Raw genomic sequence first — 13,674 nt, 5'->3', positions numbered from 1 at the left:
AAAAGGATAATGGTCATGAAAGTATCAGTGATATTAACAAGCTACAACAAACCTGATTTCATTGAACGTGTGCTAAAGAGTGTGGTAGAACAAACGTATCAGCATTGGGAGCTTTTGATCATGGATGATGGCTCTGAACAAGAAACGATCCAAAAGATGCAGCCTTATTTAGTGGATAAGCGCATTCAATTGTATTCTCATCAAATTCATCCTGCAAACCGGCTGAAGACTGTACGTTATGCAACGCTAATTAATGAAGCATTAACACATATAACAGGTGAGCTGGTTTGTTATGTAACTGATGATACAGTCTACAGAAAAGATCGTTTAGAGAAAATGGTCGAGGTTTTTCAATCGAAGCCTCATATAGATATCGTCTATTCCTCGCAGCGTGTCGTGCATGTGAATCAGCATTTGGTGGAAACGGCGAGCTTCGTTCGAGAAGCTGATCAAGTGTTGGAGCATGCATCCTTTCAAGTCGACCATTGCTCTGTTATGCATAGAAGCCGGCTGCTTTCGTTTATTCATGAAAAATACGGACAATACTGGGCCGACGAACCAAAACATTGGCATCATGCTGATTCTGTGTTTTGGATGAGACTGAATCATTTTGCTGCGTTCTTTCCATTACAAGAAGTACTTGATACCACATATAAAACGCCACAATCATTCCATCATATGTTTTCGAGTATGCCCTACGATTTAATTGACGGAACTGTGATTGAAAGAGATGGCGATTATTATCAAATCGCTCACGGATGTCTTCATCAAATTGACAGGCGCTGGGTGAATGAAAAGAACAGGCGTGCGATTCGTGTTCCTTCTTTATGTACGATGAAATATGAAATGAACGAGCCGCTGACAGTTCCGAATTATACAGTCGTCACTGCAGATAACGGAAGAACATTTTATTATATTGAACATCAGACAAAAAGAAGGTTTGCTTCAAGACGTGATGTGCAATATTTTCAGTTTCATCAAAAGGAGATATACACGGTCACAAAACAGCAGCTAGAGACGTTTAAGGATGGCAAGATCATTCAAGTATCTCCTATATTCAGCCCGCCAAATAGACGGCTGTTTAAATGGAAACAAGATGTCTATTTATTTGTGCATGATACCTTTTGCCGAATTGTCCCTGAGGTAGTGAAAATATTTGCGTTTTACCATCAGCCAATCAAACTACAACCTTCTCAATTTGCATTTTTTCAAGAAGGAAAGCCAATTGTGCCGCTGTATATGGAGTCACTTCAGGAATTTGACTTGTCTCTTTATCAGATGTCAGGACGAAAGCACTCCTCCTAAGAGGGGTGCTTTTTTTAGAATAGATGAAAAAAGCAGGAGATCGACAGGAAAAAGCGAAACGTGAAAAGGATAGGGGAACACGTTGAACATCATCAAGCCGCTGAAAATTGGGCAATACGTGCCGGATTTTCGGCATAGAAAGTGAGGGGGAAATAGTGGGGAAGGTTGTCGAAAGAGCGGATTGGTTTGAATTAATTTTAGAAGCCATCGATGAAGCGATTCACGTTGTAGACGATCAAGGGGTTACCATCTTTTATAATCATAATGCAGCGAAGTTCGACTGTTTAGCGAAAGAAGAGGTGATTGGCAAGTACATACTGGACGTGTATCCTTCATTAACTGAAAAGACAAGTACACTCATGCATGTACTTAGAACAGGAAAACCCATTTATCATTCGTTGCAAACCTATTTGAACAAAAATGGAGAAAAAATTGAGACCGTCAACACTACACTGCCTATTATAGAAGGCAGCAAGTTAATTGGGGCGGTAGAAGTAGCGAAGGATGTGTCGAAGCTGTCAGCGCTTTCGAATCGTTTAGATCAAAAAAAACGAACGGATGGTGCCGCGGAGACCACTCAAATGCTCGATTTTTCTTCATTTTTAACAAATGATCCACACTTAAAAGAGGTGCTGGAGAAAGCGAAAAAAGCTGCTGCATATCCTTCATCGGTTATGGTCTTCGGGGAAACTGGGACAGGAAAAGAGGTACTCGTACAAGCGATTGTTCATGCATCTGATCGGAAAGATCAAGTCTTTATCCCGCAAAACTGCGCTGCTCTTCCAGAATCGCTGCTTGAAAGTCTTTTATTCGGGTCTGTCAAAGGAAGTTATACGGGCGCAATAGATCGCAAGGGGCTGTTTGAATTAGCAGATGGCGGTACGCTTTTTCTTGATGAGCTGCAAGCGATGCCTCTTACGCTTCAAACAAAATTACTGCGTGTGTTAGAGGATGGTGTTGTCCGCCGGATAGGTGATGCAAAGGCGGTTCAAGTAAATGTCAGAGTGATTACTGCCCTCAATATCGACCCATTTGAAGCCGTTAAAAAACAGATGTTAAGAGAAGACTTATTTTATAGACTGCATGTGTCATCATTTCATATCCCGCCGCTTCGCACAAGGAAGCATGATATCCAGCTGTTATCCCGCCACTTTATTCAAATGTATCATCAGCAATTTTCTAAAAACGGCAACCGCCTTTCTGAAGAAACTGTCCAAGTATTTATGGCCCATCAGTGGCCAGGGAATGTCAGAGAATTAAAACATACGATCGAGCATGCCGTCTTGATGATGCCAAAGGAAGCAGAAGAAATCACCCCAGCATATCTCCCTGCCCATTTGCGGACGCATCAGATAGAAAGTCATCCGCCAGAGTCCTCATTAAAAAGTCAAGTGACGTCATTTGAACAAACGCTGATTCAAGAAGCTTTAAGACAGCACGCAGGGAATATTAAGCAAACGGCAGCCGCTTTAAAAATTCCTCGACAAACATTGCAGTATAAACTAAAAAAATATACAGATGCCGAAAAGTAGGCACTTCAAACAGGTGAATGTGACGGAAAAGCTCCTTTTGTAAAGAATAGGGGCATTTTCCCATGTTGGCACATAACTTGCATAGTATAAAGTGAATGCTGATAGGGGGAATGGATATGAATCAAAAACTGTATCAACCTGCGCGACATTGGAAGGACATTGAACTTTGGAAGGACGTACCCGAGGAAAAGTGGAACGACTGGATTTGGCAGCTGACGCATACGGTCAAAACGCTAGAAGATTTAGAAAAAGTCGTGAACTTAACAGAAGAGGAAAAAGAAGGGGTGAAGATTTCCACGAAAACCATTCCACTCAACATAACACCCTACTATGCCTCACTGATGAATCCAGACGATCCAAGATGCCCAATTCGTATGCAGTCTGTACCAATTGCAGAGGAGCTTCATAAAACAAAATATGACCTCGAAGATCCGCTCCATGAAGATGAGGATTCACCTGTTCCAGGTTTAACGCACCGCTACCCAGATCGTGTGCTGTTTCTTGTCACAAATCAGTGCTCCATGTACTGCCGCTATTGTACGAGAAGGCGCTTTTCCGGTCAGATCGGGATGGGCGTGCCGAAAAAGCAATTAGATGCCGCCATTGGATATATTAGAGAAACCCCTGAAGTGCGGGATGTGTTAATTTCAGGCGGTGACGGGCTGTTAATTAATGATCAAGTGCTTGAATACATTTTGAAAAACTTACGAGACATTCCTCACGTTGAAATCATTCGAATTGGAACACGTGCACCGGTCGTGTTTCCGCAGCGAATTACAGATGAATTGTGTGAGATCTTGAAAAAATATCATCCAGTTTGGCTGAACACTCACTTTAATACAAGCATTGAAATCACAAAAGAAGCGAAAGAAGCGTGTGAGCGCCTTGTCAATGCTGGCGTGCCTGTTGGCAATCAGGCGGTGATCCTAGCAGGAATTAACGACAGTGTGCCAATTATGAAGAAGCTGATGCATGATCTCGTCATGATTCGCGTCAGACCTTATTATATTTATCAATGTGATTTATCTGAGGGGATCGGCCACTTTAGAACACCGGTTTCAAAAGGCCTTGAAATCATTGAAGGCTTAAGAGGACATACGAGTGGTTATGCCGTGCCAAGCTTTGTTGTAGATGCACCAGGCGGAGGAGGTAAGATCACCTTACAGCCAAATTATTTATTATCTCAAAGCCCTGAGAAAGTGGTCCTGCGTAACTTTGAAGGTGTGATCACCTCTTATCCGGAGCCAGAACATTACGTCGCAGGCCAAGCAGATGCGTATTTTAATGAAATCTATGAAGAAAAGAAAGAACCCACCATTGGCATAACTGCTCTATTTGAGGATGAAGCAAGATCCTTTACGCCTGAAAATTTAAGCCGAATGAAACGAAGAGAGTCTTATGAAACGAATCCTGAACATGATACGCTCAAAAACAAACGTGAAAAACGAGATGAATTAAAAGAGAAGAAATATCAAGCCCAGCTCAAAAAAGAACAAACCGTAAAGGAGGAGAAATAACGTTGCTGACATGTGATTGGTGTGAGGAGAAGAAAGCGAACGCAGGACAGACCACAGTCTATTGGGAACTCATCACGGGCACACAATCGATTGAGATTTTGGAAACGCCTTCGATTTCTTGCACGCATTGCGGGATGACGTATCAGAAGGATGAGACAGTAAAAGAGATAGAAGATCAATTAATTTTAGTCGATCAAACAAAACTTCCAGAAAAAATCTCATATGCAGAATTAATGAGCATGGAGCGGTTATTAAAGCGTAATTACTTTGATTTTTCTTCATAAGTTGTACCTCCGCCTATACAAGTCATCAAATTCCTGTATAATATAACAACAAAATAGAGTGTCGCGGAGGGAAAAACAGGTGAAGTCGTTTTACCATTATTTAATGAAGTACAGACATCCAAAACCGAAGGATGAAATCAGTCATTTTGCAAATGCTGCTTATGAAGATCACAGCTTTCCTAAAGCATCCACTGATTATCATGAGCTATGTGCCTATTTAGAGTTAAATGGGGACTATTTAAGCTCCATGACGACATTTGATGAGGCTTTTGAGCAATACGAAGTAGAAGTCAAAAAAAAATAACACACACAACCGCTTGTTCCGTATGGAAGAAGCGGTTTTTTCATGAAGAAATAAAATGGCGTTTTGCATGGTGTGGTTGCCCATGCAGAATTCCTTGCGCCGGCATACGATACGTTAAGACCAAAAGTCGGGCAAGGGGGAGACAGAATGAAGGCGAAAGCACCAAAATATAAAGTAGGGGATATTGTCGTCGTTGTCATGTACGGCACAGTTGGAACGATAACAAAAGTCCATCAAATTGACCAACATTATCTATATGAGGTCAATCATAATGAGGTGCTTTATTTTGAAACATCACTCCAGCTTTACGATGAGTACGACGGGGTGATTGTAGATACAGAAAAGCTGGACATTGAATATGAGTTCCTCATTGGCGATGTTGTATATGTAAAGGATTACGGGAAAGAGCTATTTAAAATCATTGGCCATCGGACTGAGATATGGCGCTACCTTGAAGATGGCTGGGAAGATGTCATTTATGAACTGACAAGGTTAAAAGACGGAGAATGGCTGGAAACAGAAGAAGAAGACTTGACGCTTGTCCTAAGAAAATATGAGATGGATCAGTTTGTTCATCAGCTTCTTTTTGTGCATTACGTTGGAGAAACCTCAAAAGAAATAGAGGAAGATATGGTGCAAACCGCTCTATTACAGTTAGAAGAGAAACAAGAAAGCGAAGCATCACTAGAATTTCTCGCTGTATCTATAGTGGATGAGCTTCTTGATATTTACAATGATTATAAAATTCTCTATGAATTTTTCAAAGACCCAGAATATAAGGATATGATGGACTTTATTTTGGAAAGTTTAAACGAGCATTTTGGTTAAAAGAAGACTTGTCCTAACACGAATAAAAAGTAAGGAACACAGAAAAAAGCAATCACATAAAACCATCCCCTCAAGATACGGCCCATCACCTGATCAAAAGTATGTCCATCTAAAATGCTTAACCATTTCATTGCCTCATGCCCCTTTTCTTTTCGTTTACTGCATTTATATGTATGGAATGAGCCATTATGACAAACTGTAATAAAAATAAGGCGACGTTCATACATCATAAAAAAGGAGGCGGAAAGCAATGAAAGAAGCAGATTTGGTGATTGATACAGAGGAAATTGCAGAATTCTTCTACACGGAGCTGGTCAAAAGAGGGTACATACCATCTGAACTGGAAACGTTTGAGCTTGCCGATATTACATTTGAATATATGCTGAGGAAAGCAATGATAGTTGAAGAAGAGGCGTGGTAGGCACTATACTTTGAAGAGATTCTGAGTAGAAAGGGAGGGGAATTGGTTCGCGTGTATGTCATCATTTTTTTCCTTTTGTTTGGCGCCATCGCAGCGCTTATGGTGTCTGGCATGTTCCAGGAGTTGGACAACCAGATCATCTTATCGTTTGAAAACATCAGACTTCCTTTTTTAAATGATGTCATGCTGACTTTGACTGACTTTGGTATCAGTGCGCTGCTTGTCCCAATCATGCTCATCTTTAGCGTGGTGCTGTTTATGTATAAACGCTACCACTCTATTATGCTGCTTTTTCTACTATATATAGCAGAAAAAACGGTCAATCATGAACTGAAAGGACTGTTTGCTAGAGAGCGTCCAGCCTTTGATCATCTAGTGAATGAGACCTATTACAGCTTTCCGAGCGGACATTCTATGAATGCAGCAACGATCTATCCATTTATCGCCTATCTATTCATTGAAATGGTTCCGTGGCTGAAAAAGAGACAAAAAGCAGTCTACATGGTGACAGGGTGCTATGTGCTGATGATCGGCATCAGCAGGATGTATATCGGTGTTCATTATGTCACTGATGTAGCAGGGGGCTTTGCGATAGGACTAGCTTTATTTCTCATATGTAAAAAGATTGACGAAAAATTGACCGTCATTCGACAAAAATAGAAGAAGGAAATTCATAGATCCCAGCCAATTTTATATAAAAGGGGAGGGATTTGAATGCAATTGACGTTGAGATTTTTTCAAAAGAAACCTTCAGCTTATCACTTAACCATTTATCAAACACCTGAATATGGTGCAGAAAGCGGACATCAGCCTGTGTACCGGACAAAGATTGGCGGCAGGACACACCTTGATGTACTAGAAAAAGCATTCTCGACATTTAATGTACAAGATACAGTCCCTAATGATTACAATGCACGGTTTATCACAACAGGGGATATCGTTGTGATTGATGACCAGAAAAAAGGGAAGTGCTACTACCAACTCTTTCCGGCAGGATGGAAACGCAGTGAACGCCTAATGACGATGAGTTAAATATAAACGACGATGCCAGCTTTACTTTCAGCTGGTATTTTCTTTTTTGATCTCAATCGTTTATAATAAATGGGACTAAACACATGTTAAACGTAAGTGGAGGCTAAAAAATGAGTGTACATATTGGAGCAGAAAAAGGACAAATTGCAGAAACGGTATTGCTTCCAGGCGATCCGCTTCGTGCGAAATATATTGCAGATACATATTTAGAAGATGTTGTGTGCTATAACGAAGTGCGCGGCATGTATGGTTATACTGGAACATATAAAGGAAAACGCATTTCTGTACAAGGTACTGGAATGGGCGTACCGTCTATTTCGATCTATGTGAATGAGCTGATCCAAAGCTATGATGTTCAAAACTTAATCCGTGTTGGTTCTTGCGGAGCGATCAAAAAAGATGTCAATGTACGTGACGTCATCTTAGCTCAAACATCATCAACAGATTCTCAAATGAACCGTGTGGCATTTGGACCGATTGATTACGCACCATGTGCTGATTTTGGTTTACTGAAAAAAGCCTACGACACAGCAGAAGCGAAAAATGTAGCTGTGCGTGTTGGGAATGTATTTACAGCAGACCAGTTTTATAATGAAAAACCACTTGAGCTGATGGACCAATATGGAATTCTAGCGATCGAAATGGAGACAACGGCTCTTTATACGCTTGCTGCAAAATTTGGCAGAAAAGCGTTGTCGATTCTGACAGTGAGCGATCATGTGCTAACAGGAGAAGAAACAACTGCTGAAGAGCGTCAAACGACATTTGACGAAATGATCTTAATTGCACTAGATTCTGTTTTATAATAGTATAAAGGGTGTGCTACGATGTAGCGCATCTTTATTTTTTTAGTAGAGCAAAAGGAAGGTATGTCATGAAGAAAAGCTATAAAATACTCTCAATCGCATCGATTCTTGGTTTGACGGCCGCATTATCAGGCTGCCAGTTGCTGGATCAGAAAAGCGGTACCACTGAATCTAACAAAACAAACGAACAAAAGAACGCAGCAAGTTCATCACCCCAGCAAAACTCAAACGATACGGCAGATTCATCTAATCAAGAGCTGACGTTAAAGAGTGAATATTTCAATGACATCAAGGTAGTGAGCGGACTGAAGACCATTCAAAACCCTGAAAATGTGCTTGCTTTAGTGAACAAAGAATATGCACTGCCAGGAACCTATAAACCTTCTGATCTCGTTGTACCAAAAGTGGAATTCTCTTTTTCAGAGGATATTGAAAAACGATATATTCGAAAAGAAGCAGCGGAGGCACTTGCGAAGTTATTCAAAGGTGCTAAAAAGGAAAACTTTGAGCTTGCTGCAGTATCGGGCTATCGTTCCTATGATCGTCAAAAAGTCATTTTTGATAGTGAAGTGAAACTAAAAGGGAAAGAAAAAGCCCAAGAAGCCGTAGCCTTACCAGGCGAAAGTGAACATCAAACAGGTTTAGCTATGGATATTTCCTCAAAAAGTGCCGGCTTTGAAATCTCTGAAAAATTTGGTGAAACACCTGATGGTAAATGGGTAGCCAAAAACGCTTATAAATATGGCTTTATCATCCGTTATCCAAAAGGGAAAGAAGACATCACGAAATATGAATATGAGCCGTGGCACTTGCGCTATGTAGGGAAAGAAGCTGCAAAAGCGATGCACGATCATGATTTAACATTCGAAGAGTATATGAACAAAGTGAAGAAAATATAAACAAATAAAAGGCCTCCCGAAGCTGGGAGGCCTTCTTTTATACGCCGTTTTAAAAAAAGAGCAAACCTGCTAATGCGAAGCCGGTAATAAAACCGAGACCGATGCCATAAGCTGGACCCCAGCCATAATAGCCTCCGTAATAACCTCCGTAATAGCCAAAGCCTAAGCCCCTGCGGGACCCGCCGACTGGTCGGATATAAACTTTGCGGTTTGACACCCGCTCAATACGTCCAACATGTACTCTGCCATTTCGATCAGTAATTCTAGCTACTTTCCCCATATGCTGCTGACAAAGTTTATAGTAGCGCTCCATGTTTTTCCTCCTTATGACAAACTCTTTTCACTCTTATCCTATGCGAAAGACTTCATAGAGTTTGGACAAAACATATAGGAGATTCGCTCATTTTATACTGTACATTCAAATACAAGGTGACTCAGGTGTTCTCGGTGTGTTTGAATCAGGTCATAGTGTGTCTGTAATGTATCATAAAGAGAAGGTGGTATTTGATCTGATAATTCCATTTCGGTCGGCTCTTCCTGCACCATGTGCTCATCGAATGAGAGAATCTGAATGTCACGGAATCCTGCGGACGCTAACTGCCTTTTCCATTCAGAAAATGAAAAGAGGGAGTGAAACCCATAAAACTCCCGAAAGGTTGCCTGTTCTTTTGAGGGAAGCGGCACTTTTAACACAGCCTCATTTGCGATCAATTGTTTTCCAGGAGCAAGCACCCGTTTGACCTCAGCAAGCGCAGCAGGTAAATGGGTGAAACTTAAAACAGATTCACTGATCAGTAGAGAGAACGAGTCATCCGCAAATGGCAGGTGTTCGATCGATGCTTGCTGTGCACGGAAAGGTAGTTGTTCCCGCTCGAATCGCAGATTGGCTTTTTCAATCATCAAAGGGTGTGTATCAATCGCCTCTACTTCATAACCTAAATGTCCTAGATAGGCGGCTGTTTGTCCTGTGCCGCATCCGACATCCAGTATACGATCGTCAGACGCCAAGTGAAGATGCTCAATCATCGTTTTTGTTAGCTCAATTCCACCAGGATGGGCACCTGATACACCAAAATAGGCAAGCATTTCTACATAGTCACTCATGGAATCCCTTCTTTCTTTATCATGTTTCTCTCTAAAGATTATGCATTGCAAGGCGAAATGGCTTATCTTTTCAAATAGAAGTTTGATCCTTTGGTTGACGGATGAAGAATCGTCCTTGATAATAATGAAAGGAGATAAAGGTGGTGTTTTTTTGAAAAAACAATTCAAGTTCGTGATAGCCATTCTGGTAACAGCAGCGCTTTCCTCAGCGATTACATTTGTGATCACAAAACAAGGTGCTGTCAGCGTTTCAGGAGATGAGAAGTTTAGTAAACTCATGGCTGCATATACGAAGGTAAAAAACGAGTATTACGAAAAAACGGATGATCAAAAACTAGTAGACGGTGCGATTCAAGGAATGATTGCATCACTTGATGATCCATACTCTACATATATGGATCAGGAGGAAGCCGAAGGGTTTAACAACACCATTTCATCTTCATTTGAAGGAATTGGTGCACAAGTAGAAGAGAAGGATGGACAAATTTTAATTGTCGCACCGATTAAAGGCTCTCCTGCTGAAAAAGCTGGTTTGAAACCTCATGATCGTATTTTAAAAGTGGATAGTAAAAGTACAAAAGGCATGTCAGTGAATAAAGCCGTTTCTCTTATCAGAGGGAAAAAAGGAACGGATGTCAAACTGCATTTGAACCGACAAGGTGTTGGAAATGTGGATGTGACGATCACAAGAGATACGATTCCACTTGAAACGGTGTATGCAAAACTAACAAAAGATAAAATAGGTGAAATCCAAATCACTTCTTTTGCTGAAACCACGTCTAAAGAGTTAGATAAAGCGATTGATGACCTCGAGAAAAAAGGGGCAAAAGGTTTTGTCATTGATCTGAGAGATAATCCAGGCGGCATTATGACAGAAGCAATTGAAATGAGCAATGACTTTATCGATAAAGGAAAAGTCATTATGCAGGTTGAGGAAAAAGGAAAGAAACAAGTGTACAAAGCGGAAAAAGAACGCAAAGTTCATCAGCCGACAGTTGTTCTTGTAAACGGCGGTTCAGCGAGTGCTGCTGAAATCATGGCGGCAGCTCTGCACCAATCCTCTAGCATTCAACTGGTTGGAGAAAAGACATTTGGTAAAGGGACTGTTCAAAATGCGCAAAGCTACAATGATGGCTCTAGTGTGAAATTAACCATTGCCAAGTGGCTGACACCAGACGGGTCTTGGATTCACAAAAAAGGAATTGAGCCACAGGTGAAAGCATCTCTGCCGAGTTATGCGAAGCTGCCATACTTAAGTCCGAAAAAGACGTATCAACTGAATGATGATGGAGATGAAGTCAAAGCGGCTCAAAAAATGTTCCAAGCGCTTGGCTACAAAGCAAAAGCCAATGGAGAATATGATCAAGCATTCCAGTCGATCGTGAAAAGTTTCCAATCAGATCACGATCTAAAGGCTGATGGTATTCTGACAGGGGACACAACGACGGTACTGATGACAAACATCCAAGATAAGCTCAAGAAAAATGACACGCAAATGAAAAAAGCCATTGAAGTGTTGAAAAAAGAAATGAAATAGAAAAAGCAGTCCTCATCAGGGGACTGCTTCAAATTGTTGACAAAGGGCTAAAATGAACTTTATTTTAGCCCTTTGTCTTCTTTTCAGCTCAGCGTGATAGAAAACCTTTGAAGTCTAGGAAGGACGAGTACTGGAGCGGAGCGAATTTGACATTCGTGAGCACCAGCACGCAGGACTGACAAAGAATGCGAGGGTTTGTCTACACGCTGAAGCAGTCCTTATCAGGGGACTGCTTTTTTCTTGTGTTACGCTTTGTTAGCCACAGGTTCCGTTGTTTTCCCATTCTTTTCAAACAAATCACTTGTCACAGAATTAGATGCGACATTCTTCTGGAAGAATGGATTCAATATCAAGATGACCACAACGTTTGCTAGTAAGCCGAGAAAGCCTTCATAAAGGCCGAATGTCATTTGTGTCATATTCGCTGTAAAGGTAACGATAATTCCTACGATGAGCCCTGCGATCGTTGCTTCTCTCGATTGTTTTTTCCAGAATAAGCTGATGGCGATGGCTGGGAAAATTTGAACCATTCCAGAAACACCGATCAGCTGAAGCGTGACAAGCGCAGTCGGGAACAACATACCGAATAAAAGAGCAAGCCCGATCACGATAAATACCATCGAACGTGTAATGATCGTTAAACGTTTAGGTGACACATTTGGATGGATTAAATCACGGTACAAATTATTGGCAAATAAATTCGACGCCCCAATGGCCATGATCGAGCATGGAATGAGAGAAGCAAGTGCAATCGTTGAATACGCAAGCCCCTGCATCACGCCGCCATATGACGTCTGAATTAAATGAAGAAGAGCAAATCTTGGATTTGTATCTTCCGGTAAGACTAAAAAGGCAATGAAGCCAAGGAAGATGACCAAAATCAATACAATGTTGTAAAGAGGTAAAAACATACTGTTTTTACGGATGGCATCTGCGCTTTTGGCTGTGAAAACACCAGTTGCTGCATGAGCCCACATAAATAATGCGAGTGCAGAAACACCTGATGCGGTAATAAACCACAAAATGCCTTTAGGGCCTCCTTCAGGTATCGTCAGAAGCTGTGGGGCCTCCTTAGCTAACGTATTCATCATCGGCGTCCAGCCGTTAAAATGAATAATCGGGAGGGAAACCACCATAAAGAGCATGATCACCCAAACAAGAATATCTTTAATAATAGCTGTATATGTAGGACCTTTAATACCACTGAAAAATGTATAAAGTGCAACTAAAATAAATGAAATCATAACAACTGCATTCACATTAATATAACCCGTTCCAGCGACAGTTAACGTATCTTGAATCCCGCTGAGCTGAAGACAAATGTATGGAATGAGCATGAGTACACCGACAATGGCAATCAAACTGGATAACAGTTTACTGTCAAATCGCTCACGTGCATAATCAGCAAGTGTTGTCAGCTTGTGATTTTTTGCAACCGTCCAAAGTTTTGGTAAGAAGAAATACGCAATAAAATAAGCAAGAACTGAATAGGGGATAGCGAAAAAAGCAACACTTCCCGCTGTATAAGCTGTACTTGTGAGCCCTAAAAAGGTATAAGCAGTATATAAGTCTGCGCCAACAAGGAACCAGACGAGAAGCCCGCCAAATTTTCTCCCGCCAACAGACCATTCTTCTACTGATTGTCTTGATGATTTATCACGACCAGCGGCAAAACCGATGACCACGACGATGAAAATAATACTTGCAGTAATCAATAAAGCTGTTAAGTTTCCTTGCATTCGTCAGTTCCTCCATTTGAATGTTGCATCCTGTAAATGATAAATGTGTAAACGGGTGTGAGTACAATCCATAGTAAGAGCCAGAAGTGGAAAAAAGGCAGCCCGATGACAAATGGATGAATACGATTCACAAAGGGGAGCAGTGCAAGCTGCCCAATGAATGGAATCGCGATGAGTAGTGTCAGTATCAGTTTTTTGTTCATGTTTTCCTCCTCTAATATTTTGTAATTTCATAATAATAGCAGTTGTCAGATTAGATCACAAGACCATTTTCAGAAAAAACAATCATTTTTATGAATATCATACTAATATAACGCTTTCATTTTTAAAAAGAGGTAAATAGTGAATAGAGAGAAAGGAAGACTT

The 13,674-nt window shown here is 41.0% G+C and carries 17 protein-coding genes; 12 read left to right on the top strand and 5 right to left on the bottom strand.

Annotated elements, in window-relative coordinates:
* Positions 1-9 precede the first annotated feature (9 nt).
* The 6 genes from NSQ11_RS10000 (at position 10) to NSQ11_RS09975 (ending at position 5,770) form a co-directional block, all read left to right on the top strand.
* Entirely contained in the window at positions 10-1,305 is a 1,296-nt protein-coding gene (locus NSQ11_RS10000) for a glycosyltransferase family A protein (protein ID WP_035391731.1), read from the top strand.
* Between the two features lie 155 nt (positions 1,306-1,460).
* On the top strand, positions 1,461-2,837 hold the full coding sequence (locus NSQ11_RS09995; RefSeq protein WP_116307019.1) for a sigma 54-interacting transcriptional regulator: 1,377 nt from the start codon (positions 1,461-1,463) through the stop codon (positions 2,835-2,837).
* Between the two features lie 116 nt (positions 2,838-2,953).
* Entirely contained in the window at positions 2,954-4,354 is a 1,401-nt protein-coding gene (ablA, locus tag NSQ11_RS09990; RefSeq protein ID WP_081114315.1) for a lysine 2,3-aminomutase, read from the top strand.
* A gap of 2 nt (positions 4,355-4,356) precedes the next feature.
* Positions 4,357-4,638 carry a YokU family protein gene (locus tag NSQ11_RS09985; RefSeq protein ID WP_025207505.1) on the top strand — a complete coding sequence of 94 codons (282 nt, stop codon included), beginning with the start codon at positions 4,357-4,359 and terminating at the stop codon, positions 4,636-4,638.
* Between the two features lie 79 nt (positions 4,639-4,717).
* Positions 4,718-4,942: a YozE family protein gene (locus NSQ11_RS09980; RefSeq protein WP_003215834.1), complete on the top strand. Its 225-nt coding sequence runs from the start codon at positions 4,718-4,720 to the stop codon at positions 4,940-4,942.
* Positions 4,943-5,089: 147 nt separating this feature from the next.
* A complete protein-coding gene (locus NSQ11_RS09975) occupies positions 5,090-5,770 on the top strand; it encodes a hypothetical protein (protein ID WP_008346441.1) in 681 nt (226 codons plus the stop codon).
* Here the strand turns inward: NSQ11_RS09975 and NSQ11_RS09970 are convergent.
* Positions 5,767-5,901, bottom strand: a complete 135-nt coding sequence (locus tag NSQ11_RS09970) for a hypothetical protein (protein WP_017359686.1) — start codon at positions 5,899-5,901, stop codon at positions 5,767-5,769. The two genes, NSQ11_RS09975 and NSQ11_RS09970, sit on opposite strands and share 4 nt — an antisense overlap.
* Before the next feature lie 119 nt (positions 5,902-6,020).
* On the opposite strand from NSQ11_RS09970, the gene NSQ11_RS09965 reads away from it, so the two are divergent.
* The 5 genes from NSQ11_RS09965 to NSQ11_RS09945 all read left to right on the top strand — a co-directional run bounded on the left by NSQ11_RS09965 (position 6,021) and on the right by NSQ11_RS09945 (position 8,928).
* Positions 6,021-6,191 carry a YozD family protein gene (locus NSQ11_RS09965; protein WP_017359685.1) on the top strand — a complete coding sequence of 57 codons (171 nt, stop codon included), beginning with the start codon at positions 6,021-6,023 and terminating at the stop codon, positions 6,189-6,191.
* Positions 6,192-6,242: 51 nt separating this feature from the next.
* Positions 6,243-6,851, top strand: a complete 609-nt coding sequence (locus tag NSQ11_RS09960; RefSeq protein ID WP_060832401.1) for a phosphatase PAP2 family protein — start codon at positions 6,243-6,245, stop codon at positions 6,849-6,851.
* A 54-nt stretch (positions 6,852-6,905) separates the two neighbouring features.
* Positions 6,906-7,223, top strand: coding sequence for a hypothetical protein (locus tag NSQ11_RS09955; protein ID WP_007500756.1), 318 nt, complete (start codon positions 6,906-6,908; stop codon positions 7,221-7,223).
* Positions 7,224-7,333: 110 nt separating this feature from the next.
* Positions 7,334-8,029 carry a purine-nucleoside phosphorylase gene (deoD, locus tag NSQ11_RS09950; RefSeq protein ID WP_007500754.1) on the top strand — a complete coding sequence of 232 codons (696 nt, stop codon included), beginning with the start codon at positions 7,334-7,336 and terminating at the stop codon, positions 8,027-8,029.
* 68 nt (positions 8,030-8,097) lie between these two features.
* Positions 8,098-8,928, top strand: a complete 831-nt coding sequence (locus tag NSQ11_RS09945) for a M15 family metallopeptidase (protein ID WP_017367458.1) — start codon at positions 8,098-8,100, stop codon at positions 8,926-8,928.
* A gap of 49 nt (positions 8,929-8,977) precedes the next feature.
* Here the strand turns inward: NSQ11_RS09945 and NSQ11_RS09940 are convergent, their stop codons facing one another.
* Positions 8,978-9,241 (bottom strand): hypothetical protein, encoded by a 264-nt coding sequence (locus tag NSQ11_RS09940; protein WP_017359682.1) that lies wholly within the window; start codon positions 9,239-9,241, stop codon positions 8,978-8,980.
* 92 nt (positions 9,242-9,333) lie between these two features.
* Entirely contained in the window at positions 9,334-10,032 is a 699-nt protein-coding gene (locus NSQ11_RS09935; RefSeq protein WP_342501101.1) for a class I SAM-dependent methyltransferase, read from the bottom strand.
* Between the two features lie 151 nt (positions 10,033-10,183).
* On the opposite strand from NSQ11_RS09935, the gene NSQ11_RS09930 reads away from it, so the two are divergent.
* A complete protein-coding gene (locus tag NSQ11_RS09930; protein WP_008346456.1) occupies positions 10,184-11,569 on the top strand; it encodes a S41 family peptidase in 1,386 nt (461 codons plus the stop codon).
* Positions 11,570-11,814: 245 nt separating this feature from the next.
* Here the strand turns inward: NSQ11_RS09930 and NSQ11_RS09925 are convergent, their stop codons facing one another.
* Positions 11,815-13,308 (bottom strand): sodium:solute symporter, encoded by a 1,494-nt coding sequence (locus NSQ11_RS09925; protein WP_048003186.1) that lies wholly within the window; start codon positions 13,306-13,308, stop codon positions 11,815-11,817.
* Positions 13,293-13,511: a DUF3311 domain-containing protein gene (locus NSQ11_RS09920; protein ID WP_060832399.1), complete on the bottom strand. Its 219-nt coding sequence runs from the start codon at positions 13,509-13,511 to the stop codon at positions 13,293-13,295. The genes NSQ11_RS09925 and NSQ11_RS09920 overlap by 16 nt, the downstream gene beginning before the upstream one ends.
* Positions 13,512-13,674 lie beyond the last annotated feature (163 nt).

Source organism: Bacillus sp. FSL W7-1582 (assembly GCF_038593325.1).
Classification (GTDB): Bacteria; Bacillota; Bacilli; order Bacillales; family Bacillaceae; genus Bacillus; species Bacillus altitudinis.
Note: the sequence above shows the minus strand (reverse complement) of the source record. Positions and strands in the feature narration are given on the sequence as shown.

Coding starts and splice junctions, on each gene's coding strand:
- NSQ11_RS10000 (WP_035391731.1), top strand. CDS start 10: ATGGTCATGAAAGTATCAGTGATATTAACAAGCTACAACAAACCTGAT.
- ablA (WP_081114315.1), top strand. CDS start 2,954: ATGAATCAAAAACTGTATCAACCTGCGCGACATTGGAAGGACATTGAA.
- NSQ11_RS09975 (WP_008346441.1), top strand. CDS start 5,090: ATGAAGGCGAAAGCACCAAAATATAAAGTAGGGGATATTGTCGTCGTT.
- NSQ11_RS09970 (WP_017359686.1), bottom strand. CDS start 5,901: ATGAAATGGTTAAGCATTTTAGATGGACATACTTTTGATCAGGTGATG.
- NSQ11_RS09965 (WP_017359685.1), top strand. CDS start 6,021: ATGAAAGAAGCAGATTTGGTGATTGATACAGAGGAAATTGCAGAATTC.
- NSQ11_RS09955 (WP_007500756.1), top strand. CDS start 6,906: ATGCAATTGACGTTGAGATTTTTTCAAAAGAAACCTTCAGCTTATCAC.
- deoD (WP_007500754.1), top strand. CDS start 7,334: ATGAGTGTACATATTGGAGCAGAAAAAGGACAAATTGCAGAAACGGTA.
- NSQ11_RS09945 (WP_017367458.1), top strand. CDS start 8,098: ATGAAGAAAAGCTATAAAATACTCTCAATCGCATCGATTCTTGGTTTG.
- NSQ11_RS09940 (WP_017359682.1), bottom strand. CDS start 9,241: ATGGAGCGCTACTATAAACTTTGTCAGCAGCATATGGGGAAAGTAGCT.
- NSQ11_RS09935 (WP_342501101.1), bottom strand. CDS start 10,032: ATGAGTGACTATGTAGAAATGCTTGCCTATTTTGGTGTATCAGGTGCC.
- NSQ11_RS09925 (WP_048003186.1), bottom strand. CDS start 13,308: ATGCAAGGAAACTTAACAGCTTTATTGATTACTGCAAGTATTATTTTC.
- NSQ11_RS09920 (WP_060832399.1), bottom strand. CDS start 13,511: ATGAACAAAAAACTGATACTGACACTACTCATCGCGATTCCATTCATT.